Origin of the sequence: Rhodococcus sp. 15-725-2-2b (assembly GCF_002259075.1) — a bacterium.
Lineage (GTDB): Bacteria > Actinomycetota > Actinomycetes > Mycobacteriales > Mycobacteriaceae > Rhodococcoides.
This window is the reverse complement of the sequence record NZ_NPFL01000007.1, coordinates 129317-155106: the sequence shown is the minus strand read 5'-3', so window position 1 is coordinate 155106 and position 25790 is coordinate 129317. Positions and strand designations below refer to the sequence as shown.

Here is a 25790-nt window from a genome sequence, read left to right as displayed (position 1 = left end):
CTTCGAGCGGTCGCCTCCGGCGCAACCGGTCGCTGTGGAACTCTGAGTGCGGACCGTCTGTAGACGCACGAACGCGCGTACCGGACCGTTAGCGCCGATGCGGAACAATGACCGTGATGCCGAACGAACCTGTTGACGACGACTCCGAGACAACCCAGCACGCCCGCTTCGGATTTCCCTACCGCTGGAGACAGATCGACCCGGCGCGCCGCGGAATCGTGCTGGCGTGGTTGGCATTCACCGTCACCTTCGGCGGTGCCCGGCTGGTCACCTGGCTTATACATATCGACACCAGCGATGTCGGCGACATCAGCGCCGGCGGAGTGCACCTGCACCACTACCTGTGGGGGATTCTGTTGCTGGCAGCCGTCGCCGTCTTCGGTCTCGTGGACCGTTCGCCACGGACACGGTCGTGGATGGGAGCGGTACTCGGGGTGGCCCTGGCGCTGATCGTCGACGAAGCAGCATTGCTCATCACGCTCGAAGATGTGTACTGGCACAGCGAGGGCTGGTCATCGATTGCGCTGGCGATCACCATCATCGGCGTCGTGGGGACCGGACTGGTCCTCACACGCAGTGGCGTCGAGCGAGCCGATTGAAACGCACACTCCACACGTGTCGAGTATTCGAGCGGCCCGTTCACAGTTCGGGTCGAGCATGCATTCGCGCGACCGCGTCGCGTCCTGATCGGCACCCCGACAGCGGTCAGGCCGTCAGCCACGGGCCTCATCGAGTCGCCGGCGACGTCGAACTGGAGTAGTACTGTGCGTCGACAGTATCGACTACGTCAGGATAGCCCCTGCATATACTGCGCCGCAGCAGCTTTCGCGAACCTGGCGTCAGCGCGATTCCCTGACGAATCGAAGAGGCCCGGGGTGATCTCGCACTTCACTCGGGGTGAGATCGTAGTGTCGGCGAACCAAGGTCGAGAGCTGAGCGTGCGAGCTGAATCCCCATTCGGCGGCAATATCGCTGATGCTTTTGTTGACTGTCGTCTGCAGCGCGAGAATCGCGCGGTCGAGCCGCTCTTCTCGTATGGTCCTACTGACCGATGTTCCAGCCTGAGCCATCGAACGGTTGAGATGCCGCAGCGTCACTCTCAGAGCGGATGCGACGTCGGCGGCGGACAGCTCGGGATTCGAAATGTTGGCCGCGATGAAGGACAGGGCTTGTTGCTGTCGAATCGCACCGAGATCATTTGCCAGTCCGGCCATCGTCGCGATGAATTCCACAAGGGCGGATGACTTCTCGATCTCGATTCGGGGAGCAGAACCGCCGCCTTCCGGGCCGAACAGCGCGCCTGTGAGTGCTTGCACGGTCGCCGACTGAGCACTCGAGACGATCGGTCGGTCGATATCCGATCGCCCGAATTGCTGCTGCATTGTCTCTCGTGGCACATCGATGAGCAGCTGCCGCATGTCAGACCCGAATGCGAACCGCTGCCGTCGTCGGACTCGGCCCCGTCGGTCTACTCGTCGGCCAACTCCTGCGTATCAAGGGGGCTTCACGGCGCGCTAGCGTCTTTGCCGAATGTCACCAGCACGTGGCCGGTGGCATTCGGTCACCTTTGGAAGCTTGCCCGACTCAGTGGTCTTACAAGGCACCACCCGCGACCTGCGAAAGCGGCCTCCAGGCGACCGCCGAGTGATTATTTGAAAGAGCCGTGATCGTGGGCGATCCACGAATCGAGACGCCACTAATGTTGGCTCTCGGTCTCCTCGCCAGTGTTCTGTGCGCCACTTAGTAGATTGACGAACGCAGAACAGGTCACCAGCATGTATCGGGCGAGATTCTGATCAACCGCCGGTACCTGTTGGCCTCCGTGTCGCACCCCGTCGGAGTCGCTGACCCACCCATAAATTTTCTTCCACCCGTCGATGAGCGCTGGATGTGTGAAAGTTCCGGCCTTCTTGATCTCGTCCAACGCGGCACCGAGTGTGGTCTTGCCGGTCAAATCGCGAGTTTTTGATTCGACCGCACTGACGGATTCCTTAATGGAATTTGCATAGTCCGGTGCTTCGCGATCGGCGAAGAGCTCCAGTGCGCGCGTGAAGTGGTGACTGACACCGGAATGATCGGTGGCGATAGCACGCTCGACTTCTGCGATCTCCTCGTCAGTGGAGATCGGGGCAACCTTGCCGTCCACGACTCGGTAGCCCGATCGTACCGATTCCAGCACTCGGTTGATGTACTCAGCGAAAGAATCGTGATGTGGGTAAATCGCTTCGATCAAATCGTAGACTTCGTACCATGCTCCTACCTTTACCAGATTCTTCACATGTCGATCGATGTAGATGTTCCCGTAGTCGTCCGCGTCTCGCTCGAAGGTGAAAGCCCAAATGGGACGGAACAGATAGTCGATTTGGTACCGCTCCGAGCCATCAAATATGAGCGAGTAAATCATGTTCCAAATCTCTGTTCGCGCCGCGTCGTCCAATCCTTCGAGCTGGATGGCGGATCTGACCGCAACGTGTCCGTGCCGTTGTGAGAAGCGCATACAGCGATCATGCACCAACCGTCATTGGTGCCGACCTTAACGCGTATATACAACGACGTGGGCGTCCGCAGGCCCCAACCGTCGAGTACGCCACAGGGGTCAGCCTGGACGGCGACTTGAAGCCCCTACGCGACTTGGACAGAACAAATCTTTGCATTGACGACGGCGATGGTGGACAAGGTCAGCCCATCCGAGTGACTGCTTTGGGCCGAGCAGAATGCTCGGCCGTTCCATCGAGCAACTGAGTTGAGGTCGCAAAACTCAGACCTTGACGCCGCACTTGCATTTTGCAAGCATCGAGGGCATGAGCCTGTTCATCACCTGCCCCGTCGAGAGCGTGGAACGCGCGACCGCCTTCTACACTGCGCTCGGTTGGCCCCTGAACACCGAGATGTCCGATCACAACGTGTCGTGCTTCGCCATCACACCGGGGCAGTACGTCATGCTCGGCAGTCGCGAGATGTACGCGAGCGTGGGCGGCACCGAGGAGCTGATCGGCGGACCCGACACCCCGTCGAAGGTCACGGTCTCGTTCGACCTCGGTAGCCGAGAGGCAGTCGACGAGTTGACCGAGCGCGCCGGCGCTGCCGGCGGACGCATCGGAGACACCGATGACTACGCCTTCATGTATCAACGTCAGTTCGACGACCTCGACGGCTACCACTACTCGCCGTTCTGGATGAAGCCGGCCACCGATACGGCCGAATGAGCGACCTCGCCGCCGCCCTCGACATCGTCGGTGCCCGGTGGTCACTTCTCATCGTCGAGCGGTTACTCGCGGAACCGCAACGGTACGGCGATCTGCAGCGCGACCTCGGAGTACCGACGAACATGCTCGCTACCCGACTACGCGAACTCGAAGCGGCCGGCGTGTTGACTCGTCTCCCCCTCCGGCACAACACTCGGGCGTATGCGCTGACCGAGAGAGGTCTCGCTTTGCGTGATGCAGTCGGCGCACTCCAGCGCTGGGGCAAAGAAGCTGCACCACCAGTTCGTGATTCCGACGTGAGCGCGACCTGACCGGCACCCTCATCGTCGGCGACCTCATGGGAGTGATTGCACGCGCGGGACAACACACCGAACAACTGCGTGAGAGGGCTGTGGAAACGAGTGAATACGGCACAAGCCCTGATCGTGTTCTACATCGCGATCTGGGTCGGAGTGTCGGCGGTCGCGGCGATCGTCGGCAAACGGGGTGCGCTGTCCTGGGTGGCTGCGGTTGCATGGACCGTCCCCGCCGCCTGGCTGACGCTCGTCGGAGCATGGATACTTCCGGACCGAAATCTGTACGAGCCTGCGGCCTCGGTCGCACCGTCCGAGATGTGGCCGGTCTATCTCGCGTTGACTGTATGGGTGACGCCCTTCGCGGTCGTGGCTGTGTGGCTGCGAAGCGGGAAAGCCGTTCGTAACACATGCACGGCCTGCGGGATTGCTGCTGCGACGGGCGTAGCAGTGACCCTCTTCCAGATGACCAACCCGGACGAACTGATCTTTCTGACAACTCGAAGCGACCGGCCGCACGTCTACATCATCGTTGGCTTCGCCCTCGCCGTCATCGGGCTGGGTCTCGTCGCAAGCGTTGTCCGGCAACCGGGAAAACGTCACCTCAACCGTCTGGTCGCGGGCGCGGTCGCCTTCGGGGGTGCTGGCGTGACCACCTCGATCGGCGGTCTGCTCTGGCTCAGCTGGCTGTGCGTTGTCGCCGCGACAGTCACTCTGGTCACCGCAGCGATCCGCGCCGATCGCCGACGCCACATGCCACGTCAGCACGAACAATGCGCGAGCGAGTGAATCCGGGGCCGCGATCGGTCGGCATGATCGAAAACCCGGTCCTGCCTTATCCTTTCCCTGCAGGCAGTCTGGCGAAGATGGCAACGAGCGGGCGCGTTGGTCCGTGTTGATTCAGCCGTCGCGGTCGGTCTTGCGTACATACAACGAAAGCCCCGAAACCGTGATGGTTTCGGGGCTTTCGAGCAGGTGCGTCAGACGTTCAGATCCTCGTCTCGACGGTTCTTGATGCGCGAGGTTGCCACGAAGGAGATCGCCGCCAGGATCATCAGGTAGATCGAGATCGACATCGAGGTGCCGGTTCCCTTGAACAGTGCCTCGGAAATCGTCGGAACGAAAGCTCCACCGAGCACCGTGCCGATCGCGTAGCCGATGGATGCTCCACTAAAACGCACAGCAGCAGGGAACATCTCGGCGTACAGAGCCGGCTGCGGTCCGTACGACAGTCCGAGTCCGACGGCGAACAGCCCGAGGGCGACGTAGATCCAGTGCAACTCACCGGTGTCGACGAGAAGGAAGAATGGAATGGCGCACAACACCATTGCCGCGTTGCCGAGGTTCATGATCGTGGTGCGGGCGTAGCGATCGGACAGATGTGCGCCGAGCAGAGTGAACACTCCCCAGACGATGGCCGCGAACAGGCTGGCCACCAACACATCCACGCGAGCGAGTCCGTGTTCGCGCGTCGAGTACGCCACGATGAAACCGCCGACGATGATGTAGCCGTTTCCGTTGGTGCCGATGAACGACAGCGCAGCGAGCATGACCTGCTTCTTGTTGGTGCGCCACAGTGCACGAACCGGAGTGTGGTTGCGCTCCTTGCGTTCTGCGAGCTCCTTAAACACCGGAGTCTCCTCGACGCGGCGTCGGATGTAGAAACCGACGAGGATGAGCACGAAGCTGATCAGGAACGGGATGCGCCAGCCCCAGGCCTCGAACTGCTCCTCACTGAGCAAGCCGGTGCACAACGCCAACGTTCCCACCGCGATGAGCATGCCGAGCGGAACGCCCATCTGGGTTGCGGCACCGTAGATTCCGCGCTTGCCCTTCGGGGCATGTTCGACGGCCATCAGCGCCGCGCCGCCCCACTCGCCGCCGGTGGAGAATCCCTGCAGGATGCGCAGCACGATCAGGATGATCGGGGCCCAGATGCCGATGGTCGCGTAGGTCGGCAGCAGTCCCATACCGACGGTCGCCGCACCCATCAGGGTGAGGGTCGCGATGAGGACCTTCTTGCGACCGATCTTGTCACCGAAGTACCCCGCAACGATGGCCCCGAGAGGCCGGAAGACGAAGCTGATGCCGATGGTGACGTAGGCGACGAGCTGCCCGGACGAGCCCATGGGCGCGAAGAACAGTTGGGCGAAGATCAGCGACGCCGCCTGCGCGTAGATGAAGAAGTCGTACCACTCGACCGTGGTTCCGACCATGCTGGCCATCGCGGCGCGGCGGTGCTCGCGCGACACCCCGGTGGGCGTCTCGACCTGTGTTGACATCGACTTGTCTCGTTTCGTTCGGGCTCCGGCGCTCGGATACTGAAGGCGATTCGGAGTGTCATGAGGCAGGGTGAAAGGGATCGAACACGAACAATCTCGGCGACCGAAAACCGGATATAACTCACCGTCCATTCGGTCGGTAATCACTGTGACCGCCGACACGATGGTTTGTCAAGGTGGCACGGACGATGCCGAGCGTGGGTGCCTGCACATTCGTCGAAATCCACCGATCAACGCGCTGATGTTGGTCCGAAACGACGCAGACGCCGCCAGTGACGGAGGGTCATACTCGGACTCATGACTGCACCCTCGTCGAGGCTCGTGCTCGACTCGCCGATCCTCGACGAACTCACGCAGGCCCTCGGCTCCGACGCGGTGGTGACCGATCCGGACATCCTCGAAAGCTATCGACGCGACGCGGCAGCCCTCTGCGAATCCACACTTCCGCTCGTCGCGGTAATACCGACCACCGAGTCCGACGTCCAGGCGATCATGAGAATTGCATCGACACACCGCATTCCAGTGGTACCTCAGGGAGCATTGACCGGCCTGGCGGGCGCCGCGAACTCCAGCCACGGAGCCATAGCACTCAACACTCGCCGCATGAACGAGATCATCGAGCTGGACGTCGTCGACCGCGTTGCCGTCGTGCAACCCGGCGTGACGAACAAGGAACTGAAAGACGCTGCCCGTGAACAGGGTTTGACGTACCTGCCCGACCCGTCCAGTTGGGAGGCGTCGACGATCGGGGGCAACGTTGCCACCAATGCGGGCGGCTTGTGCTGCGTGAAGTACGGCGTGACAGCTCGGTTCGTGCGGGGATTGCGCGTGGTGCTTGCCGACGGCCGAGCGACGTTCGTCGGTCGCCGCACCGTCAAAGGTGTTGCGGGCCTCTCCCTCGCGGACCTGTTCGTCGGATCGGAAGGAACCCTCGGCATTATCACCGAGGTCACCGTCGGCCTCGACTTCCCCAGCGCTACTCCGCTGACCATGGCCGCCACCTTCCCGTCGACCGTTGCCGCCGGCGAAGCCGTCACACAGATCCGTGCGGCAGGTATCACCCCGAGCCTGTTCGAGCTGTTGGACCGCACCACCATTGCCGCGATCGACGCCTACGCACGGATGGACTTCGGAACCGACGCGGCGGCAGTGCTGATCGCGCAGTCCGACATCGGCGACGGTGCCGTGCAGGAACTCGAGGCCATCGCCGCACTGTGCACCGAATCCGGCGCCACCGACGTGGCAGTCGCCGAGGACGAGGTCGAGTCGGAACAACTCGTCCAGGCCCGTCGCCTGGCTTATCCCGCGCTGGAGCGCCTGGGTTCACCGTTGGTCGACGATGTGTCCGTACCCATTTCACAACTTGCGACGATGATCGACGAGGTGGGTCGGGTGGCGGACCGGCTGGGCATCGTCATCGGAGTCGTCGGCCACGCCGGTGACGGAAACATTCATCCGACGGTCATCGTCGACCCCAGCGATCCGGCATCGTTGGCCAAGGCTCACCGAGCGTTCGACGAGATCGCGGCCTTCGCTCTCTCACTCGGCGGAACCATCACCGGCGAGCACGGAGTCGGGCTGCTCAAACGGGACCTCCTCGAAACCGAACTCGACCCGGTCGCAGCCGAACTGCAGCGGGGCATCAAGGAACTACTCGACCCGCACTACTTGCTCAATCCGGGGAAGGTCCTGTCCGCTCGGCCCTGAGCCGCAGCGACATCCACACGAGCAATCGAGTATCGGGGTCATCGAGATCGAGATCGAAGAGTTCCCTCGTCCGCCGCAGCCGATAGCGAAAGGTATTGGCGTGCAGATACAGCGATGCCGACGCTGCGGCGACGTTGGATTCGTGCGCGAGTAGCGCCAGCACCGTCGCGCCGTAGTCGGTCCCTTCGGCAGCGTCGTAGGTGAGCATTCGTTCTACGGCCGGAATCGCCAGCGGCACGTCCGAGAGCGCATCGGACGCCCTCTTCAGGGTGACCGGCACCCGACTCTGCGCGAATGTCGTGGTGTATGCACCTGTCTCGATCGCTCCCAGCGTCCAGTGCGCGTGGGCACGCGCCACCGCGGGCCGGGCATGCGGCCCACCGATCGCGAAGGTCACCGGAACACCGAATGCACCCTGTGCCCGGTGCCGCACCTCCTCGGCCTCCTCGGCGACACCGCGGTCATCGTCCCTCGCCACGACGAAGAACACGACGTGACCATCGACGATGAAACCGGAATCCGCATCTCCGCCGAACGAGAGCTCCAACAGACCCCCGAGCCGCACCAACAGGGAACCGGGCTGCGCCGAGTCGACCGTCGCCGCCACAACCGCGAATCGGCTACCCGGCGAGGTGACGACGGCGGGATCAGTCAACAAGGCACGGGCCCTGGAGTTACCGGGTCCGGTCGGACGGAGCCGAGCGAGGAGCAGCGGTGCCGCGGCAGCCGCAGCGCGCGTCAATGCGGTCACCACACCTCGATCGGGTGGACCGGAGGGAGGTGTGGAGACGATGCACCAGATGGAGCCGAGGTACTCCCCGTCCGCCGAGACCGCCACTGCCAGACGCGGCAACGCTCCCGCCACGTCGACCACATGGACCGTCGAACTACGCCGGAAATCCGGATCGATGTGATGCACCATGTATCGGGCCGGAACCTGTTTGCCCAGGATGCCGTCGCGCCGTACGTCGTCGATCGGCTGCCCTGGAACCGACGAGTACGCGACCACGTAGCCCTGCGGGTCCATCACCGACACGGCACCGCCCACAGCTGCGGCGGTTGCGTCTGCCAGCGCCGAGAGGTCCGCAGTGGTCACCGACTCACAGTACTTCCACGGGTTCGATCGCTACCGCGCTATCGTGCGACTGTCGCCTCGGAACTCTGCGACCAGCTCACCTCGACACGACACCGACACGTCGTACAGCCCGTTGCGGCCGAACCTCGCACGCTCGACGGCGTCCGCGACCAGGACGTCGCCGGTCTTCGTCGGACGCAGGTAACGAATGTCGCAGCGGGCTGCGACGGCCGAGTCCTCGTGGGAGTTGCAGGCCATCGCGAACGTGGTGTCCGCCAACAAGAACACGTAGCCGCCGTGGGTGATGGCGTATCCGTTGACCATGTCCTCGGTGACGACCATCGACATCCTGGCATGCCCGGGTGACAGCTCGATCAGCTCGATTCCGAGCTTGCGCGATGCGGCATCGACCTCGAACATCTCTCGAGCGATCTTCGAATCCGTCACGGCTGCAACACCGATCGCTCGTTCTGGGTGAACATCGTGACGCCACCGGTCGCGAAGTTGCGCAGATCCTTGCCTGCCGCCTTCATCTCGGGCGAGGCCAAGCCGGTCTTCAGCGATGCCTCGTCCGCGAAGTACAGGCTGGCGATCGCGTAGTACGGCGGCGGTGAATCGTCGAGCGAGTCGAGCGTGCCCCAGGTGAAGTCGACCAAACCGGGGACAGCCCGCGCGAGGGGCATGTGCACCTCGGCGTAGTGACGATCGAATGCGGCAGTGTCCTCGGGCATCCCGTAACAGACGGCTACTCGCATGCTCATGATGCGGCCTCGGGCTTCGCGACGAGAGTGAGCACGTCGTACGTGGCGACCGGGTCACCGTCCTGGTTGACGACCACTGCGTCCCAACGCACCTCACCGTAGTCGGCACTCTGACGCGGAGTGATCAACTTGGCGGTCAGTGTCACCGTCAGTGAATCCTCGGCCTTGACGGGCGTCAGGAAGCGCAGGTTGTCGACGCCGAAGTTCGCCAGGACGGGGCCCGGTGCCGGGTCGACGAACAGACCGGCTGCCAGCGAGACCACCAGGTAGCCGTGCGCGACGATTCCGCCGAACAACGGATTGGCCGCTGCTGCTTCGGGATCGGTGTGTGCATAGAACGTGTCGCCGGTGAACTCGGCGAAGTGATCGATGTCTGCGCGGGTGACCTGCCGTGGTCCACCGATGATGGTGTCGCCCAGTTTCAGCTCGCCGAGGTTCTTACGGAACGGGTGGACGTCGCCGGTCGTCTGCTTCGCCCCGGCGACCCACTTGTTGCCGATGGCCGTCAGGACGTCCGGTGTTCCCTGAATTGCAGTGCGCTGCATGTGGTGCAGGACGCCGCGGATACCACCGAGTTCTTCACCGCCGCCCGCTCGGCCCGGACCGCCGTGCACCAGTACCGGTAGTGGCGAGCCGTGGCCTGTGGATTCCTTGGCGTCCTCGGAGTTCAGGACCAGGATGCGGCCGTGGTACGGCGCACTGCCCAGCACGACCTCACGGGCGATCGCAGCGTCCTTGGTCACCAGAGATGCGACCAGAGAACCCTTTCCGCGGGCCACCAGATCGAGCAGGTCTGCAGCGTTCTCGTAACCGATGACGGTCGAGACCGGCCCGAACGCCTCGATCTCGTGCGGTTCGGATGCGGTTTTGTCGCCGGCCTTCAGCAGCACCGGTGCCATGAACGCACCCGCTCGCTGATCCACCGTCTCCGGGTCACCGAACACCACAGTGGCGGACTTGGTCAGTCCGCGAATGGATTTGAGGACTTCGTCGCGCTGGTCGATGCTGGCGAGTGCACCCATGGTGACACCGTCGTCTGCCGGATCACCGACGACGACCTTCTCCAGCTTGGCCTTCAGCGCCTCGATGACGGGCTCGACCGAGTCCTGCGGCACCAACACGCGGCGAATAGCCGTGCACTTCTGACCGGCCTTGGCCGTCATCTCGGTAAAGACACCCTTGACGAACAGGTCGAATTCCGGATCATCCTGTGTCACATCCGAACCCAGGATGGATGCGTTCAGAGAGTCCGCCTCGGCCGTGAAGTGCAGTCCCTCACCGACGACGTTGGGGTGTGAGCGCAGGGTCGCTGCGGTGTCGGCCGATCCGGTGAAGGCCACCGAGTCCTGACCACCGAGGTGGTCGAGCACGCCGCGCGCACTGCCGCAGAGCAGCTGTACCGAACCCTCGGGCAGCAGGCCCGACTCGATGATGCGGCGGAACACCAGCTCGGTGAGGTATGCAGTTTGGCTGGCGGGCTTGACGATCGACGGCACTCCGGCGATGAACGCGGGTGCCAACTTTTCGAGGAAGCCCCAGACGGGGAAGTTGAACGCATTGATCTGCACGGCGACACCGCGCCGCGAGGTGTAGATGTGCTGACCGAGGAAGGTGCCCTTCTTGCCGAGCTGCTCGATGGCGCCGTCGAGGTAGACCGTCTCGTTGGGGAGTTCGCGTCGAGCCTTGCTCGCATAGCTCAGCACGGTTCCGAAACCGCCGTCGATGTCGACGCCGGAATCGCGAGTGGTGGCTCCGGTGTGCCGGGAGAGTTGGTAGAACTCCTCTTTGCCGGCCAGCAGCGTCAGCCCCAGTTGCTTGAGCAGGGCTGCACGCTCGTGGAACGTCAGGGCAGCGAGCGCGGGCCCTCCGACGGTGCGGGCGTAATCGACCATGCCTGCGACATCGAGACCGCTGGATGACACCCGGGCGATCTCACTGCCGTCGACTGCGCTCAGCAGCGGCGTTCCCTCGTCGGTCGCGGAATACCACGTGCCCTGGGCATAGCTTTCCAGAAGTCTGCTCACAACGCCTCCATCTCACCGTACGTTCGGTCGGTAATTACCATCGCCGTCGAACGCCGAGAAGTCAAGACTTGCGTTGCTAGGTGCGGCGCAGGCCGTCGAAGGTCAGCGCCACCACGGCGTCGGCCAATTCCTCGACGGATCCGCCGGTGCGCGGGCGATACCACTCGATGAGCGAGTTGACCGTGCCGAACACGAGCTTGGACGCCAAGGCCGGATCCACCCCTGGACGTAGGTCGCCCTCTTCGGCGGCGGCGACCACGAGCCCGGTGACGAACGAATCGAACTCGCGGCGACGGGCGAGCGCTCGACGCTCGACGTCGGTGTTGCCGCGGACGCGCAGAAGCAACGTCACGTACGGCAGTTCGGCGCACAGGATGTCCACGCTGCGACGCACCAGGTATTCGAGGCGGTCGATGTACCGCCCGGTCGTGGCCCGATCTTCGGTCGTCACGGCGAACAGTGCGTTGAGAGCCCGCGACAGGGCGAGTTCGAGAAGCTCCGACTTGCCCGATACATGGTGGTAGATCGAGGACTTGGTGATACCGAGCCGCTTCGCCAGAACCTCCATGCTGGTGCCGTCGTACCCACGGTCGTTGAAGACCTTGACCGCCACGGCCAGCAGTGAATCCAGATCGTATCCGGGCCGGCCCGGCATGCCGGTCCTGCGCGGCGCGCGTGCGGTTGTCATGTCCACATCTTCTCAGCCGAAGGCCGATTCCACAGCACCATGGGCAGCAGCCCTTGCCAAACGACCGAATGTTCGGTTATTAATGACGCAACCGTACGAAGGAGTTCCCAGTGGGCGAAGTATTTCTCGTGGCCGGTGCGCGCACGCCGCACGGACGCTACGGCGGCGCACTGTCGACCGTGCGTCCCGACGACCTGGCGGGGATCGTGGTCGCCGAGGCCGTCCGCCGAGCCGGCGTGCCCGTCGATCGAATCGACGAAGTGATTCTCGGTGCCGCGAACCAGGCGGGCGAGGACAATCGTGACGTGGCGAGAATGGCAGTTCTGCTCGCAGGACTCCCCCACACGGTGCCGGGCTACACCGTCAACCGACTGTGCGCGAGCGGACTGACGGCAGTGGCCAACGCCGCGAGCACCATTCGCAGCGGTGAGGCCGACATCATCGTCGCCGGTGGCGTCGAGTCCATGACCCGCGCGCCCTGGGTCATGGCGAAGCCGGGGACGGCGTGGGCCAAGCCCGGAGACATCTTTGACACCGCCCTCGGCTGGCGATTCACCAATCCGACCTTCGCTGCGCACGACGCGGGGACCGACCCCAAGATCACCCTGTCGATGGGCGAGACGGCCGAGGAGGTCGCGCTCAGCGAGGGCATCACCCGCGCCGAGTCCGACGCCTTCGCCTTCCGCAGCCAGCAGCGTGCCATCGCTGCTCAGGATGCCGGACGCTTCGCCGACGAGATCGTGCCCGTCTCGACCAAGAACGGAGACGTCACCCAGGACGAGACACCGCGGCGCGGAACCACATTGGAGAAACTCGGCACGCTGAAGACCGTCTTCCGCAAGGACGGCATCGTCACTGCGGGCACTTCGTCACCGTTCACCGACGGTGCGTCGGCGCTGGTGGTGGCGTCGGAGGAAGCCGTGAAGAAGTACGGCCTCGAGGTTCGTGGCCGCATCGTCACCAGCGCCAGCGCCGGTATCGCACCGCACATCATGGGGCTCGGGCCGGTGCCGTCGACACAGAAGGCGCTCGCTCGCGCCGGGTGGTCGGCCGACGACCTCGGTGCCGTCGAACTCAACGAGGCCTTCGCAGCCCAGTCGCTCGGCGTCATCCGGCAGTTGAAGCTGAACGAGGACATCGTCAATGCCGACGGCGGGGCCATCGCTCTCGGCCATCCTCTCGGCTCGTCCGGCGCGCGAATCCTGTTGACGCTGTTGGGCCGGATGGAACGCGAGAAGGCGTCCCGCGGACTCGCGACGCTCTGCGTCGGCGTCGGGCAAGGCGTGTCGATGTTGATCGAGGCACCGTGAACACACTCGTCGTCGAGGAGCAGGCCGACCGCGTCGTCGTGACGCTGGCCCGTGTGAAGCAGCGCAATGCGATCGACGCCGAGATGATCGGTGAGTTGCACGAGGTGTGCGGGCTCGTGGAGCAGGATCCGAAGATTGTGATCCTGACCGGTGAGGGCGAGCACTTCGCCGGGGGTGCCGACATCAATCAGCTGCGCGCCCGCACCCGCGACGACGCATTACGCGGCATCAACCGAAACCTGTTCGACCGCTTTGCCGCACTGCCCCTTCCGACGATCGCCGCGGTGCGGGGTTACGCCCTCGGCGGTGGGGCCGAGCTGTCGTACGCCTGCGACATCCGTATCGCGTCGCCGACGGCCGTGTTCGGCAATCCCGAACCGGGGCTGGGCATCATGGCTGCCGCCGGGGCAAGCTACCGGTTGCCGACGTTGGTGGGTGTGTCCGTCGCGAAGCAGGTTCTCCTCGGTGGCCGAACGCTCGACGCCGACGTGGCACTCCGCTCCGGCCTGGTGCTGGACGTCGTCGACGAGCCGTTGGCTGCCGCCCATGCCCTGGCTGATCGCATCGCCAAGCAAGCACCCCTGGCGCTGACGCTGACCAAGAAGATCCTCGATGCACCCGGTTCACATCCATGGGCCGACGACATCGCGCAGGCGGTGCTGTTCGAGACCGAAGACAAACAACGCCGGATGACGGCATTTCTGGAGAAGAAAAAATGACCGCTCCCGTGAAAGTGGCTGTCGTCGGCGGAGGACGGATGGGTGCAGGGATCGCGCAGGTCTTCGCGGCGCTCGGATCCACCGTCGTCATCGCCGAAGCTGCCGATCAGCAGGCCGCTCTCGGTCGAGTCGAGACGGGCTTGGCTCGGGCGCACGAGCGCGGCAAGCTCAGCGAGGACCCGTCGGCCATTCTCGCCCGGGTCTCCACGGTCGCGGGGCCGTCCGACCTGCATGCCGAGCTCGATCTGGTTGTCGAAGCGGTGCCCGAGATCCCGTCGCTCAAAGTCGAGGTACTTGCTCTCGTCGACAAGATCGCCGGGCCCGAGACCGTTATCGCGTCGAACACGAGCTCTATTTCCATCGCCGAACTCGGTGCGGCGCTGAGTGATCCGAGTCGCTTCGTCGGGATGCACTTCTTCAATCCGGTTCCGGCGTCGACTCTCGTCGAGATCGTGCGCGCGCCGGCCACCGCCGCGGACGTGGTGGAGCGAGTACGGCAGTGGGTGTCGCTGCTGGGCAAGACCGAGGTGCTCGTCAACGACTCCCCCGGATTCGCGACGTCACGGCTCGGGGTTTGCCTGGGGCTCGAAGCCATTCGGATGTTGGAGGAAGGCGTCGCCGACGCCGAATCCATCGATCGCGCCATGGAACTCGGTTACAAGCACCCGATGGGTCCGCTGCGGTCGACCGACCTCGTGGGGTTGGACGTCCGGCTCGCGATCGCAGAACACCTGGCGTCGACCCTCGGCGACAGGTTCACACCCCCGCAGTTGTTGCGAGACATGGTTTCTCGCGGCGATATCGGACGCAAGTCCGGTCGCGGCTTTCACGATTGGACGAACGCATGACGGTACGGTTCGACATCACCGACGGCCTGGCGACCATCACACTCGCTCGCTCCGAGGCACACAACGCCCTCGACGTGACGACAAAAGTCGCGCTGGCGGAGGCCGTCCAGAACGCTGCCGCACCCGAGGTGCGCGCAGTACTCATCACCGCCGAAGGCAAGAACTTCTGCGTCGGCCAGGATCTGGGTGAGCATGTCACCGCGCTCGAGGCCGATCCGGCCACAGCGATGGATACCGTCGGTGAGCACTACAACCCGGTCATCCGAGGGCTCGCAGCGCTCGACGTACCGATCGTCGTGGCCATTCCTGGCGCCTGCGTCGGCGCCGGTCTCGGAATCGCGCTCGCAGGAGATATTCGGGTCGCGGGCACCAAGTCGACGTTCGCGACGGCGTTCACCGGCATCGGCTTGGCCAGTGACTCGGGATTGAGTTTCACTCTGGTCGAGGCACTCGGATCGAGCCGGGCCGCGGGTCTGATGCTGCTCGGCGACAGGGTCACCGCCGCGCAGGCCCTCGACTGGGGCCTGATACATCGCGTCGTCGACGACGCCGACGTTCTCGAGACAGCACGCACGCTGGCCGCGTCACTCGCAGCCGGACCAACCCAGGCCTACAAGCAGGTCAAGTCGCTGATCGCGCGCTCCGGACTGTCCGACGCACTGGACCGCGAGGCGCAGGCGCAGACCGCCCTGGGCCAGACCGCCGACCACAAGGCCGCCGTCGACGCGTTCCTGAACAAGACGAGAGCCTCCTTCGTCGGCATGTGAGCGGGAGTGGAGCCTGCGGAACGACCCATGTGAACAGAAACTCGACCCATGCTACGAAGTTCCACGCACGTGAGGCGCAGCCGCTCTTGTGCGCGGAGCCGCACTCGAGGCATACTGGTTACCAACCGATCATTCGGTAATGAAAGTAGGACTTATGACCACGTCAAACACCTTGTCCGCCGAGACGCTGCAGGACGGGTTCGACGACACCGTTGCCCGCGAACAGCGCGTCGAGCCCCGCGACTGGATGCCCGACGGCTACCGCAAGTCGCTCATCCGCCAGATCGCCCAGCATGCGCACTCCGAGATCATCGGTATGCAGCCGGAGGGCAACTGGCTCACCCGTGCGCCGTCACTGCGCCGCAAAGCGATCCTGATGGCCAAGGTGCAGGACGAAGCCGGCCACGGCCTCTACCTGTACTCCGCCGCCGAGACGCTCGGTGCAGACCGCGCCGATCTGACGGTCAAGCTCATCGAGGGCAAGCAGAAGTACTCCTCGATCTTCAACTACCCCACCCTGACGTACGCCGACGTGGGCACCATCGGCTGGCTCGTCGACGGTGCAGCGATCTGCAACCAGGTTCCCTTGTGCCGCAGCAGCTTCGGCCCGTACGCACGCGCGATGATCCGCGTCTGCAAAGAGGAGTCGTTCCATCAGCGACAGGGTTACGAACTGCTCGCGACGATGATGCGCGGAACCGACGAACAGCGCGCCATGGTTCAGGAATCGGTGAACCGCTGGTGGTGGCCGGCACTGATGATGTTCGGCCCGCCGGACGACGAGTCCCCCAACACCGAGCAGTCCATGAAGTGGGGCATCAAGCGTCACACCAACGACGAACTGCGCCAACGCTTCGTCGACATGTCGATCCCGCAGGCGAAGGCCCTCGGAGTCACGTTCCCCGACCCGGACCTGAAGTGGAACGAAGAACGCAAGTCGCACGATTTCGGCGAGCCCGACTGGTCCGAGTTCATGCAGGTGATCAAGGGCAACGGTGCCTCCAACGTCGAGCGCATCGCGAACCGCCGCGCAGCGCACGAGGACGGTGCCTGGGTTCGCGAGGCCGCAACCGCATTCGCAGCAAGGAACGCATCATGACGGAATTCACCGCAGAGGGCGGACACGGCGCAGTACCCACCGACAATGTGCCGGTCGAACCGAAAAGAGAAGCAGTCAAAGCCGATTGGCCGCTGTACGAGGTGTTCCTACGCGGCAAGCGCGGCCTGAACCACGTGCACGTCGGATCGCTGCACGCCGCCGACGACCACATGGCCCTGCGACACGCGCGCGACGTCTACACCCGTCGCAACGAAGGCGTCAGCATCTGGGTGGTTCCGTCCAACTCGATCGTTGCGTCGTCGCCGTCGGAGAAGGATCCGTTCTTCGCGCCGAGTGGCGACAAGGTGTACCGCCACCCCACGTTCTACGAGATCCCCGACAACGTTCCCCACATGTGAGACCCACTCTGCAAGAGGACAAGCACTCATGACCGATCACGACAACGCCTACGAGGGCCTCGTCGACGAGAATTCGCACGGGCAGTGGGCCTTCGGAACAAGTTTCGACGACCCACTTGCCGGGGTCGACACCACCGTGCCCGACGACGTCGACCTGAAAGCCCTTGCCGCGTACTGCCTCATGCTCGGCGACGATGCGCTGATCAGCTCACAGCGCCTGGCCGAGTGGAGCACCCGCGCACCGGAACTCGAAGAGGAAGTGGCACTGGCCAACGTCGGCCTCGATCTCCTCGGCCAGGCCCGGCTACTGCTGGCCCGCGCCGCCAAAGCCGACCCGACGGTCGTGCCGTTCATCTCGGACACCTCCCCCGCGCCGGCCGAGGACGCGCTCACGTTCTTCCGCGACGAGGCCGACTTCCGGAACGTACGACTCACCGAGCTCGACAACGGTGATTTCGCCAAATCTCAGGTGCGCCTTCTGGTGTTCTCGACGTGGCGTCTCGCACTCTTCACTCGGCTGCAGGATTCCCGCGATCCCGTTCTCGCCGCGGTTGCGAACAAGGGCGTCAAAGAGCTGACGTACCACCGCGACTACTCGGCACGCTGGGTCGTCACTCTGGGCTGCGGCACGGAGGAATCGAAGCGACGCGTCCGCGACGCGGTGGCTCGGATCTGGCCGTACGTCTCCGAACTGTTCGTGCCGACGGACGAGGAAATCGCACTCGCGAAGGTCGGTGTCGGCGTCGACCCACGCGACGTGCGCGAGGAGTTCGATTCCGTTCTGGCACAGGTGCTGCACGCCGCCGAGTTGGAGGCACCCGAGGGCAAGTCCGTGGGCACCATCGGCGGCCGTGGAGGCAGGCGAGGTATCCACACCGAGGCATTCGGGCCGCTGATCGCCGAGATGCAGGTCGTGGCGAGAGCGCATCCGGAGGGAGTCTGGTGACCACTCTCGAACGAACGGCACGCGAGATCGCCGCCACCGTCATGGATCCCGAGATGCCGCTGCTCACTCTCGACGACCTCGGCGTCCTGCGCGACGTCGAGGTACGCGAGAACGGCAGTGTGCTCGTCACGATCACACCGACGTACTCAGGATGCCCGGCGATGGCGACGATGCGCGACGACATCGCGCACAAGCTCACCGACCACGGCTACTCCGAGGTCGAGATCGTCACCAGCCTCTCCCCCGCGTGGAGCACCGACTGGATCTCCGAGGAGGGCCTGCGCAAGCTTCGCGAAGCCGGCTACTCCGTACCCGGCCCCGCCCCGGCGCGGACGAGTGGTCCGGTCCCGTTGACCCTGACAGTGAAGCCGCGGCAGATCGCCTGCCCCCAGTGCACTTCCACCAATACCCGCCTCACCTCCGAGTTCGGTGCCACCCTCTGCAAAGCCCAGTACCGGTGCGACGACTGCCTCGAGCCCTTCGACCACGTGAAGGAAATTTGATGACCGTCACCGCTGAACCCGTACAGAAGAATCTGCGGAACAAGCCTTTTCACACGTTGACCGTCGCGGATGTCGAGTCACTGTGCGACGACGCCGTCGCCGTCACGTTCGACGTGCCAGAACACCTCACGGACGAATTCGACTTTCGCCCAGGGCAATCCCTGATGCTCAGCCGCACGGTGGACGGCGTCGAGCACCGTCGCTCCTACTCGATCTGCGCACCGGTGGGCGCGCGTCCCCGCGTCGGTGTGCGGGAGGTGAGCGACGGCCTGTTCTCCTCGTGGTTGGTCCACGACGTCAAGGCAGGCGATCGAATCGACGTCCAGGGCCCGAGCGGTAGTTTTCACGCCGACCCGGCCGCAGGCGGCCGACACGTGCTCATCGCAGCCGGCTCGGGCATCACCCCGATGCTCTCGATCGCCGCTTCGGTGTTGGCGAACCCCGACGCCGAAGTCGTTCTGCTGTACGGCAATCGGCGTACCAGATCGGTGATGTTCGCCGAGGAGATCGCCGATCTCAAGGATCAGTACGGCAGCCGGTTCGACGTCATTCACGTCCTGTCCAGGGAACCGCGCGAGGTCGAACTGTTCAGCGGAAGACTCGACGCGGACCGGTTGCGCGAGATACTCGACTCCGTCGTCGCGACCCCCGAGATCGATCACTTCTGGCTGTGCGGTCCGTTCGGAATGGTGACCGACGCCCAGCAGGTACTCGGCGATCTCGGCGTGGCCAAGGACAACGTCCATGCCGAACTCTTCTACGTCGACGACGTGCCACCGCCTCAGGAGAAGCATCGCGAACCCGGCGTGACCGGACCGAGCAGCGAGGTCACGATCACCCTCGACGGCCGCTCCGTGACTGGCACTCTCCCCCAGGACGAGTCGATCCTCGATTCCGGTGAGCAGCTGCGCTCCGATCTCCCCTTCGCGTGCAAGGGCGGCGTGTGTGGCACCTGCCGCGCGAAGGTCACCTTCGGCGAGGTCGACATGCGCCGCAACTACGCCCTCGAAGACAACGAGGTCGCTGCCGGCTTCGTGCTCACCTGCCAGACCTTCCCCCTCAGCGACACCGTGACCGTCGACTTCGACGCCTGAGACACGAGAGAGCAATCATGACCAGTGTGCTGTCCGCCCCCACCGATACCCCCGATATCGAGTTCGCGTCTCGCGATCGGATCTCCACCCTGCAGTTGGAGCGCCTGCAGTGGTCACTGCAGCGTGCGTACGACAACGTTGCTCATTACAAGAAGGCCTTCGACGACGCGGGGGTGCATCCGACCGATCTGAAGGACCTGTCGGATCTGGCGAAGTTCCCGTTCACCGCCAAGGCCGATCTGCGGGAGAACTACCCGTTCGGCATGTTCGCCGTCCCGCAGAACCAGGTCTCGCGCATTCACGCGTCCTCGGGAACCACCGGCCGACCCACCGTCGTCGGCTACACCGCGAACGACATCAACAACTGGGCCGACCTCATCGCTCGCAGCCTTCGTGCCGGCGGGGTGAAGCCGTCCGACAAGGTGCACGTGGCCTACGGCTACGGACTGTTCACCGGCGGCCTCGGCGCGCACTACGGCGCGGAACGTCTGGGCTGCACCGTCATTCCGATGTCCGGCGGTATGACCGATCGTCAGATCCAGCTCATCGAGGACTTCGAGCCCGACGCCATCATGGTCACACCGTCGTACATGCTCACGATCGTGGACGCGATGATCAAGAAGGGCATCGACCCGGCCAAGACCTCACTGAAGACCGGTGTCTTCGGCGCGGAGCCGTGGACCGAGGAGATGCGCAAGGAGATCGAGAAGACTCTCGACATGGACGCCGTCGACATCTACGGCCTGTCCGAGGTGATGGGGCCTGGCGTCGCGATGGAATGCGTCGAAACCAAGGACGGACTCCACATCTGGGAGGACCATTTCTACCCGGAGGTCATCGACCCGGTGACCGGCGAAGTCCTGCCCGACGGCGAGGAGGGTGAACTGGTGTTCACGTCGTTGTCCAAGGAAGCGATGCCGATCATCCGGTACCGCACCCGCGATCTGACGCGACTGCTGCCGGGCACGGCCCGCACGATGCGTCGGATGCAGAAGGTCACCGGTCGCACCGACGACATGATCATTCTGCGCGGCGTCAACCTCTTCCCGACGCAGATCGAAGAGCTGATCCTGACCGTGCCCGTGCTGGCACCGCAGTTCCAGTGCGTGCTCGAGAGGGCAGGCCGCATGGACTCGTTGACCGTTCTCGTCGAGGCCCGCCCCGACGCCGCACTCGACTCGCACGCACCAGCAGCGGCGACACTGAAGAAGCTCGTCAAGGATCGCATCGGCGTGAGCGTTGCGGTCGACGTCGTCGCACCCGCGGCCCTCGAGCGTTCCATCGGCAAGGCTCGCCGTCTGATCGACAACCGTCCCGCCGTATGACATGAGCCCGGTGGCACAGAGTTTCGAGCAATGGCGCGAGAACGTCTCGACGGCGTTCGTGCCGTTGGACGCTGTGTCCACCGGGCCGTCGTCGTTCGAGGGCACGCTGGTGTCATCGACGCTGGGGGCCTTGCAACTGAGCGAGGTGACCGGCCGCGAGGTCGACGTCCGGCGGACCCGCGCGACCATCCGGCGGTCCGATCCGGGCTTGATCAAGGTCGGTCTTCAGCTGACGGGGCGCGGCACGATCGTTCAGAACGAGCGCGAGGCCGTGCTGAACCCGGGTGACTTCGCGGTGTACGACACCAGCGCCCCGTACGAGCTGCATTTCGCCGGCAATTTCGAGATGTTCGTCGTGATGTTCCCGCGTCGAGAACTGCGTATCGACTCTCGTGAACTGACCACTGTGGCGGCGCGGTGCATCGAGGGTGCCCGCGGCGTGGGCGCGTTGGTGTCGCCTTTTCTGCATACCCTGCGCCGCAACGCCCTCGACGGCACTCTGCCCACCACGCCGATGCTCGAGCACGCGGTACTCGATCTTCTCGGTGCCGCTCTCGACGACGCAGCACCCCACGAGGCTCCGGGTTCGACACTGCTGATCGAGGCCAAGGGCCTCGTCGAATCGCACCTGTCCGATCCCTCGCTGTCCACGGCCTCTCTCGCTGCGCGCCTGCACATCTCGACGCGCTACCTACAGAAGCTCTTCGAGTCCGACGGTCGCACGGTGGCCGGATGGATCAGATCCAGGCGGCTCGATCGCTGCCATCGCGATCTCCGCGACCCTCGATTCGCCGCGGACAGCATCGGAACCATCTGTGCGCGCCATGGTTTGATCGATTCCTCGAACTTCTCGAAACTGTTCAAGGAGACATACGGGATGTCACCGCGGGAGTATCGCGCCGGGTGAGAGCGCACGCCCCCTCACCCGACTACGATCTACCTCCCCAGAATCAGATCCGAGGCCCGCTCACCGACCATGATGGACGGCGCGTTGGTGTTGCCCGACGGCACGGTGGGCATGATCGACGCGTCCGCGACCCGCAGCCCTTCGACGCCACGCACTCGAAGATTCGCTCCGACAACAGCATTGGGATCCGAGTCCGCACCCATCTTGCAGGTGCCGACCTGATGGTGGTACGTGCCGGCGGTCTGTCGAACATAGGCCCGCAGGTCGTCGCGTGTGCGCGCACTCGGCCCCGGAACCACCTCGGCCTTCCGCCACGGCGCGAACGCGTCGGAGGCACCGATCTCACGGCAGATCTCCACCGCGTCGACCATCGCTTCGAGGTCGTACGGGTCGGCCAGAATGTTCGGATCCGCCAGTGGCAGTTCACTCGGGTCCGAGGACGCCAACCGCAACGTCCCGCGCGAGCGGGGAGCGACGATGCCGGGTGCGATGGTGTAGCCGTTCTCGGGCACCGGGTATCCGTCGGCCGGGTACGGAATGTGCATGAACAGGGGCTGCAGATCCGGTGCAGCGCCGGCCCATCCATTGCTGCGGGCGTAGAGCTGCGCCTCGAGCAGATTGTTCGTACCGGCTGCGAGCGGCGCGAGGGACTCGTAGATGTTGCTCAGCAGCAGGTGGTCGTGCAGATTCTCGCCGACACCCGGCAGGTCCACGACCGTGTCGATCCCGAGTTCGGCCAAGTGCGCGGCGGGTCCGATTCCACTGAGCAGCAAAGTCTTCGGTGATCCGAGAGCTCCACCGCAGAGGATCACCTCGTGATCCGCGAACGATCGCTCCACCTCGGAACCCCCGCGGCTGTACTCGATTCCCACCGCACGGCCGTTCTCGAGAACCACCCGGTGAACGAGTGCCCCGGTGGTGACGGTCAGGTCAGGATGCCCGATCACCGGGCCTACGAAGCTCTTCCACGCACTCATCCGTTCGCCGTCGCGTGTAGTGGTGTGGTTGTAGCCGGCACCCACCATCTCGTCGGCGTTGAAGTCGTCGATCAGCTTGTGCCCGTGTTCGACGGCCGCGTCGACGAAGGCGGCCGCCAGTGGATGCGGGGTACCCATGATGGACACCGGCAGTGGCCCGTCGCCGCCGTGGAACTCGTTGGCCCCTAGTTCGTGCGACTCCGAACGCTTGAACAGCGGCAGCACGTTCTCCCAGGCCCACCCGGCATCGCCGGTCGCGGACGCCCACCCGTCGTAGTCGCTGGAATGCCCTCGTACGTAGATCATTCCGTTGAGGGACGAGCTGCCGCCGAGTACGCGTCCGCGCGGCCAGAAGATCCGTCGATCGTTGGCGTGCTTCTGCGGAGTGGTGAACAGTCCCCAGTCCTGCGAGCCTCCCAACAGCGTCGGCCAGCCCTGCGGTGAGTGGATCGCCGGATCGGTATCCACAGGTCCGGCCTCGATCACGTGCACGGTGTGACCGGCATCGAGCAGCCTCCTGGCGATGACACTTCCTGCTGATCCTGCTCCCACTACGATGTAATCCGTCGACATGCGCTCCCTCTTTCTGTTGTGACCGTCGACACAACAGTCGCCGATCGTCGCGACGGAAACATGTCACTGAGCGCACACATTCTGGGTCAGACGCGCCCTCGTTCAGTGGCGAACCCACGTGGAGGCGCTGTAGACCTCCACACCCCCGACCACGGTCGACACAACGGGCACCGAAGGAATGTCGTGCGGATCCATCGCAGCGAGGTCACCGTCGAGAATGCACAGGTCGGCCACCTTTCCCGGTTCGAGCGAGCCCTTCCAATCCTCGGCGAAGTCCTGCCACGCTGCGTTGATCGTGTACGTGCGGATCGCGTCGGCCAAACCGATGGTCTGCTCCGGCCCGCTGACTCTGCCCGACGCCCGGCTCTCCCGCAGCATCATCGTCGAGATGCCTTGCCTCCAGTCCGGTGTGGTGACCGGCGCATCGGACGAGCTCATCAGTGCCACTCCCGACTCGACGGCACTTCGGTACGGCCACTCGTACGCCGCTCTCTCGACGCCGACGACACCCTCTTCGAGATCGGCGATCGTCCACTTGATCGTGGGGTTCATGTTGACGCCGATATTGTGCTCGGCCAGGAGCGCGAGTGTCTGCGCACTGATGAAGTCTCCGTGAATGAGGTAGTGCCGCGCATCGTCACGCGGATGGGACGTCTGTGCCGCGATCAACGCGTCGGCAACCGTATCGATGGCTCGATCACCGGTGACGTGCACGCCGATCTGATGCCCCGCTTCGTGTCCGACCCGAATCATCTCGGTCACCTCGTGTACCCGACGCTCGTCGGTGTCACCGCCCACGCACAGTGACCCGCAGCCGCCGCCGACGTACTCCTGGTGCATCCATGCCGTCTTGCTGGGCGGAATACCGTCGGCGAACACCTTCACGCCGAGGATCCTGAACATGCGCGGATCCACGGTCGACGGCGGCTCCATCGCGCTGAGGTTGCGGTCGAATTCCGCGGCTGTTCCGCTCATTCCGGTGGGAAGCATCAGGGCCGAGACTCGAATCCCGAGCTCCCCCGACGCGGCGAGGTCGGCGTAGATGGACAGGCCCTCCTCACCCATCGCACCGCCGGCCAGATCTTCGCCGCCCGGCCCGAGTGCCGGGTCGGTGAAACTGGTGATTCCTTCTCGCTGCAGGATGGAGATCGCGGACCGCACTGCTTCCGTTCGCCTTTCGCGTGTGAGCTTCGGCAGAGCAGACTGGACGAGACTCTGGGCACCCTCCTGCAGGATGCCGATCAGGCGGCCGGACGGCTCCGTCGGTATCACTCCACCGTCCGGCACCATCGTCTTCTCGTCGACGCCGGCCCGCTCGAGCGCGGCAGAGTTCACCCACGAGACATGGCGGGAGAAGTCCTGCAGGAACACCGGATTGTCGGGCGAAACGGCATCCAGATCGAATCGAGTCGGTCGAACCGCCGGATCGGACACGCACTCGTCCAGATATCCCTCGTCCCAACCTGTTCCGACGATCCACTCACCGGGCTCCGCCTTCGCCACCGCACCGGCCACCGCGTCGACCACGTCGGCGATGGATCGGACGGCCGGAAAGCTCAGGTCCAGCGACAGCGGCGGTGTGTCCAATCCGAAGGCCACCGCATGCAGGTGCGAATCGTTGATGCCCGGCAGAACTGTCTTACCTGCGAGATCGATTGTCACGGTGCGCGGCCCGACGAACTTGTCCATGTCTTCGTCGGTTCCGGTGGCCAGGATCACGCCGTCGGCGATAGCGAGCGCACTCGCGATCGTGAACTCCGAGTCCACGACGAACACTGCGCCGTTGCGATAGACGATGTCTGCTGTAGTCATTGTTGTCTCCTGGATAGTGGAATCAGAAAGCTACGGGTGCCATTCCGAAGATCATGAGAAGGGAGCCGGCCGCCACCGGTCGTTCCGAGCGTCTCCGGTGCAACATGGTGATTGTCAGAGCGATCCATGCAACCAGCAGAACCAGAACTGCGATCCTCGGATCGAGACCGGCTCCGTGCCGGTGCATCGGCGCGGCGGAGCCTGCATCGGTTGCCGAATGGGTATGGAGCGAGGGCATCAGCAGCAGTAGGACCGCCATGCAGGTCAGGTCCACGACGCACGGACCGGACGGCGACGTCGGTGAAATACTGCCGGTCACATACAGAGCCGCGACGACGAGCGCGAGGCCCGCCGGAATCGCGATGGCGGCGTCCATGCCGAACATCGCCATCACCAGCATCACGACGCCCATGCACAGGTGTGCGACACGAATCCCGCCGGTACGGCTCCGATGTCCGACGACCGGCAGCACCGCACCGATCGCTCCGAGAATCATCGCCCCTGTCATGAGCACG

General features: G+C 64.4%; 27 protein-coding genes. 16 read left to right on the top strand and 11 right to left on the bottom strand.

Annotated elements, in window-relative coordinates:
* Positions 1 to 116: 116 nt before the first annotated feature.
* Positions 117 to 599, top strand: coding sequence for a hypothetical protein (locus CH306_RS10540; protein ID WP_045200793.1), 483 nt, complete (start codon positions 117 to 119; stop codon positions 597 to 599).
* Positions 600 to 839: 240 nt separating this feature from the next.
* Here the strand turns inward: CH306_RS10540 and CH306_RS10535 are convergent, their stop codons facing one another.
* Both CH306_RS10535 and CH306_RS10530 read right to left on the bottom strand, forming a co-directional pair.
* Positions 840 to 1316: a helix-turn-helix transcriptional regulator gene (locus CH306_RS10535; RefSeq protein WP_179273017.1), complete on the bottom strand. Its 477-nt coding sequence runs from the start codon at positions 1314 to 1316 to the stop codon at positions 840 to 842.
* Between the two features lie 380 nt (positions 1317 to 1696).
* Complete coding sequence (locus CH306_RS10530; protein ID WP_094646552.1) at positions 1697 to 2497, bottom strand: AbiJ-NTD4 domain-containing protein; 801 nt, start codon at positions 2495 to 2497, stop codon at positions 1697 to 1699.
* A gap of 304 nt (positions 2498 to 2801) precedes the next feature.
* Between CH306_RS10530 and CH306_RS10525 the strand changes: the two genes are divergently transcribed.
* The 3 genes from CH306_RS10525 (at position 2802) to CH306_RS10515 (ending at position 4288) form a co-directional block, all read left to right on the top strand.
* Positions 2802 to 3206 (top strand): VOC family protein, encoded by a 405-nt coding sequence (locus tag CH306_RS10525; RefSeq protein WP_094646551.1) that lies wholly within the window; start codon positions 2802 to 2804, stop codon positions 3204 to 3206.
* Complete coding sequence (locus CH306_RS10520; protein ID WP_094646550.1) at positions 3203 to 3517, top strand: winged helix-turn-helix transcriptional regulator; 315 nt, start codon at positions 3203 to 3205, stop codon at positions 3515 to 3517. Before CH306_RS10525 ends, CH306_RS10520 begins: the two co-directional genes overlap by 4 nt.
* Positions 3518 to 3607: 90 nt before the next feature.
* Positions 3608 to 4288: a hypothetical protein gene (locus tag CH306_RS10515; protein WP_094646549.1), complete on the top strand. Its 681-nt coding sequence runs from the start codon at positions 3608 to 3610 to the stop codon at positions 4286 to 4288.
* A 191-nt stretch (positions 4289 to 4479) separates the two neighbouring features.
* Here CH306_RS10515 and CH306_RS10510 read toward each other — a convergent pair whose 3' ends face one another.
* Positions 4480 to 5781, bottom strand: coding sequence for an MFS transporter (locus tag CH306_RS10510; protein WP_068054534.1), 1302 nt, complete (start codon positions 5779 to 5781; stop codon positions 4480 to 4482).
* Between the two features lie 297 nt (positions 5782 to 6078).
* Here CH306_RS10510 and CH306_RS10505 point away from each other — a divergent pair, with 297 nt between their 5' ends.
* Positions 6079 to 7488, top strand: a complete 1410-nt coding sequence (locus tag CH306_RS10505; RefSeq protein ID WP_094646548.1) for an FAD-binding oxidoreductase — start codon at positions 6079 to 6081, stop codon at positions 7486 to 7488.
* On the opposite strand, the gene CH306_RS10500 is transcribed toward CH306_RS10505, so the two are convergent.
* The 5 genes from CH306_RS10500 to CH306_RS10480 all read right to left on the bottom strand — a co-directional run bounded on the left by CH306_RS10500 (position 7454) and on the right by CH306_RS10480 (position 12036).
* Entirely contained in the window at positions 7454 to 8584 is a 1131-nt protein-coding gene (locus CH306_RS10500; protein WP_094646547.1) for a helix-turn-helix domain-containing protein, read from the bottom strand. The genes CH306_RS10505 and CH306_RS10500 overlap by 35 nt on opposite strands.
* Before the next feature lie 30 nt (positions 8585 to 8614).
* Entirely contained in the window at positions 8615 to 8983 is a 369-nt protein-coding gene (gene paaI, locus CH306_RS10495; RefSeq protein WP_082074055.1) for a hydroxyphenylacetyl-CoA thioesterase PaaI, read from the bottom strand.
* 23 nt (positions 8984 to 9006) lie between these two features.
* Complete coding sequence (locus tag CH306_RS10490; protein ID WP_094646546.1) at positions 9007 to 9324, bottom strand: EthD family reductase; 318 nt, start codon at positions 9322 to 9324, stop codon at positions 9007 to 9009.
* A complete protein-coding gene (gene paaZ / locus CH306_RS10485) occupies positions 9321 to 11348 on the bottom strand; it encodes a phenylacetic acid degradation bifunctional protein PaaZ (protein WP_094646545.1) in 2028 nt (675 codons plus the stop codon). The genes CH306_RS10490 and paaZ overlap by 4 nt, the downstream gene beginning before the upstream one ends.
* Before the next feature lie 76 nt (positions 11349 to 11424).
* Positions 11425 to 12036, bottom strand: a complete 612-nt coding sequence (locus CH306_RS10480; protein ID WP_094646598.1) for a TetR/AcrR family transcriptional regulator — start codon at positions 12034 to 12036, stop codon at positions 11425 to 11427.
* Positions 12037 to 12146: 110 nt separating this feature from the next.
* Here CH306_RS10480 and CH306_RS10475 point away from each other — a divergent pair, with 110 nt between their 5' ends.
* The 11 genes from CH306_RS10475 (at position 12147) to CH306_RS10425 (ending at position 21913) form a co-directional block, all read left to right on the top strand.
* Positions 12147 to 13346, top strand: a complete 1200-nt coding sequence (locus CH306_RS10475; RefSeq protein WP_094646544.1) for a thiolase family protein — start codon at positions 12147 to 12149, stop codon at positions 13344 to 13346.
* Positions 13343 to 14065, top strand: a complete 723-nt coding sequence (locus CH306_RS10470) for an enoyl-CoA hydratase/isomerase family protein (RefSeq protein WP_094646543.1) — start codon at positions 13343 to 13345, stop codon at positions 14063 to 14065. Before CH306_RS10475 ends, CH306_RS10470 begins: the two co-directional genes overlap by 4 nt.
* Positions 14062 to 14913 (top strand): 3-hydroxyacyl-CoA dehydrogenase family protein, encoded by an 852-nt coding sequence (locus tag CH306_RS10465; protein WP_094646542.1) that lies wholly within the window; start codon positions 14062 to 14064, stop codon positions 14911 to 14913. Before CH306_RS10470 ends, CH306_RS10465 begins: the two co-directional genes overlap by 4 nt.
* Positions 14910 to 15680: an enoyl-CoA hydratase/isomerase family protein gene (locus tag CH306_RS10460; RefSeq protein WP_045198180.1), complete on the top strand. Its 771-nt coding sequence runs from the start codon at positions 14910 to 14912 to the stop codon at positions 15678 to 15680. Before CH306_RS10465 ends, CH306_RS10460 begins: the two co-directional genes overlap by 4 nt.
* Before the next feature lie 154 nt (positions 15681 to 15834).
* Positions 15835 to 16779 (top strand): 1,2-phenylacetyl-CoA epoxidase subunit PaaA, encoded by a 945-nt coding sequence (paaA, locus tag CH306_RS10455; protein WP_094646541.1) that lies wholly within the window; start codon positions 15835 to 15837, stop codon positions 16777 to 16779.
* Positions 16776 to 17138, top strand: a complete 363-nt coding sequence (gene paaB, locus CH306_RS10450) for a 1,2-phenylacetyl-CoA epoxidase subunit PaaB (RefSeq protein ID WP_027494657.1) — start codon at positions 16776 to 16778, stop codon at positions 17136 to 17138. Before paaA ends, paaB begins: the two co-directional genes overlap by 4 nt.
* Positions 17139 to 17166: 28 nt before the next feature.
* The gene (gene paaC, locus CH306_RS10445; RefSeq protein WP_094646540.1) at positions 17167 to 18084 is read left to right on the top strand and encodes a 1,2-phenylacetyl-CoA epoxidase subunit PaaC; all 918 of its coding nucleotides are present in this window, start codon (positions 17167 to 17169) and stop codon (positions 18082 to 18084) included.
* Positions 18085 to 18125: 41 nt separating this feature from the next.
* The gene (gene paaD / locus CH306_RS10440) at positions 18126 to 18587 is read left to right on the top strand and encodes a 1,2-phenylacetyl-CoA epoxidase subunit PaaD (RefSeq protein ID WP_068054497.1); all 462 of its coding nucleotides are present in this window, start codon (positions 18126 to 18128) and stop codon (positions 18585 to 18587) included.
* Complete coding sequence (gene paaE / locus CH306_RS10435; protein WP_094646539.1) at positions 18587 to 19681, top strand: 1,2-phenylacetyl-CoA epoxidase subunit PaaE; 1095 nt, start codon at positions 18587 to 18589, stop codon at positions 19679 to 19681. Before paaD ends, paaE begins: the two co-directional genes overlap by 1 nt.
* Positions 19682 to 19698: 17 nt before the next feature.
* Positions 19699 to 21006: a phenylacetate--CoA ligase PaaK gene (gene paaK / locus CH306_RS10430; RefSeq protein WP_094646538.1), complete on the top strand. Its 1308-nt coding sequence runs from the start codon at positions 19699 to 19701 to the stop codon at positions 21004 to 21006.
* A 1-nt stretch (position 21007) separates the two neighbouring features.
* Entirely contained in the window at positions 21008 to 21913 is a 906-nt protein-coding gene (locus CH306_RS10425) for a helix-turn-helix domain-containing protein (RefSeq protein ID WP_094631997.1), read from the top strand.
* A gap of 29 nt (positions 21914 to 21942) precedes the next feature.
* Here the strand turns inward: CH306_RS10425 and CH306_RS10420 are convergent, their stop codons facing one another.
* The 3 genes from CH306_RS10420 to CH306_RS10410 all read right to left on the bottom strand — a co-directional run bounded on the left by CH306_RS10420 (position 21943) and on the right by CH306_RS10410 (position 25783).
* The gene (locus CH306_RS10420) at positions 21943 to 23463 is read right to left on the bottom strand and encodes a GMC family oxidoreductase (protein ID WP_094646537.1); all 1521 of its coding nucleotides are present in this window, start codon (positions 23461 to 23463) and stop codon (positions 21943 to 21945) included.
* Between the two features lie 102 nt (positions 23464 to 23565).
* Positions 23566 to 25275, bottom strand: a complete 1710-nt coding sequence (locus CH306_RS10415) for an amidohydrolase (protein ID WP_094646536.1) — start codon at positions 25273 to 25275, stop codon at positions 23566 to 23568.
* A gap of 22 nt (positions 25276 to 25297) precedes the next feature.
* A complete protein-coding gene (locus CH306_RS10410; protein ID WP_143545444.1) occupies positions 25298 to 25783 on the bottom strand; it encodes a hypothetical protein in 486 nt (161 codons plus the stop codon).
* Positions 25784 to 25790 lie beyond the last annotated feature (7 nt).

What these genes read in the sequence shown, in the direction of transcription:
- CH306_RS10540 (WP_045200793.1), top strand. Translation starts at nt 117, where the DNA reads ATGCCGAACGAACCTGTTGACGACGACTCCGAGACAACCCAGCACGCC.
- CH306_RS10530 (WP_094646552.1), bottom strand. Translation starts at nt 2,497, where the DNA reads ATGCGCTTCTCACAACGGCACGGACACGTTGCGGTCAGATCCGCCATC.
- CH306_RS10525 (WP_094646551.1), top strand. Translation starts at nt 2,802, where the DNA reads ATGAGCCTGTTCATCACCTGCCCCGTCGAGAGCGTGGAACGCGCGACC.
- CH306_RS10520 (WP_094646550.1), top strand. Translation starts at nt 3,203, where the DNA reads ATGAGCGACCTCGCCGCCGCCCTCGACATCGTCGGTGCCCGGTGGTCA.
- CH306_RS10510 (WP_068054534.1), bottom strand. Translation starts at nt 5,781, where the DNA reads ATGTCAACACAGGTCGAGACGCCCACCGGGGTGTCGCGCGAGCACCGC.
- CH306_RS10505 (WP_094646548.1), top strand. Translation starts at nt 6,079, where the DNA reads ATGACTGCACCCTCGTCGAGGCTCGTGCTCGACTCGCCGATCCTCGAC.
- paaI (WP_082074055.1), bottom strand. Translation starts at nt 8,983, where the DNA reads ATGTTCGAGGTCGATGCCGCATCGCGCAAGCTCGGAATCGAGCTGATC.
- CH306_RS10490 (WP_094646546.1), bottom strand. Translation starts at nt 9,324, where the DNA reads ATGAGCATGCGAGTAGCCGTCTGTTACGGGATGCCCGAGGACACTGCC.
- CH306_RS10480 (WP_094646598.1), bottom strand. Translation starts at nt 12,036, where the DNA reads ATGACAACCGCACGCGCGCCGCGCAGGACCGGCATGCCGGGCCGGCCC.
- CH306_RS10465 (WP_094646542.1), top strand. Translation starts at nt 14,062, where the DNA reads ATGACCGCTCCCGTGAAAGTGGCTGTCGTCGGCGGAGGACGGATGGGT.
- CH306_RS10460 (WP_045198180.1), top strand. Translation starts at nt 14,910, where the DNA reads ATGACGGTACGGTTCGACATCACCGACGGCCTGGCGACCATCACACTC.
- paaA (WP_094646541.1), top strand. Translation starts at nt 15,835, where the DNA reads ATGACCACGTCAAACACCTTGTCCGCCGAGACGCTGCAGGACGGGTTC.
- paaB (WP_027494657.1), top strand. Translation starts at nt 16,776, where the DNA reads ATGACGGAATTCACCGCAGAGGGCGGACACGGCGCAGTACCCACCGAC.
- paaC (WP_094646540.1), top strand. Translation starts at nt 17,167, where the DNA reads ATGACCGATCACGACAACGCCTACGAGGGCCTCGTCGACGAGAATTCG.
- paaD (WP_068054497.1), top strand. Translation starts at nt 18,126, where the DNA reads ATGGATCCCGAGATGCCGCTGCTCACTCTCGACGACCTCGGCGTCCTG.
- paaE (WP_094646539.1), top strand. Translation starts at nt 18,587, where the DNA reads ATGACCGTCACCGCTGAACCCGTACAGAAGAATCTGCGGAACAAGCCT.
- paaK (WP_094646538.1), top strand. Translation starts at nt 19,699, where the DNA reads ATGACCAGTGTGCTGTCCGCCCCCACCGATACCCCCGATATCGAGTTC.
- CH306_RS10425 (WP_094631997.1), top strand. Translation starts at nt 21,008, where the DNA reads ATGAGCCCGGTGGCACAGAGTTTCGAGCAATGGCGCGAGAACGTCTCG.
- CH306_RS10420 (WP_094646537.1), bottom strand. Translation starts at nt 23,463, where the DNA reads ATGTCGACGGATTACATCGTAGTGGGAGCAGGATCAGCAGGAAGTGTC.
- CH306_RS10415 (WP_094646536.1), bottom strand. Translation starts at nt 25,275, where the DNA reads ATGACTACAGCAGACATCGTCTATCGCAACGGCGCAGTGTTCGTCGTG.
- CH306_RS10410 (WP_143545444.1), bottom strand. Translation starts at nt 25,783, where the DNA reads ATGACAGGGGCGATGATTCTCGGAGCGATCGGTGCGGTGCTGCCGGTC.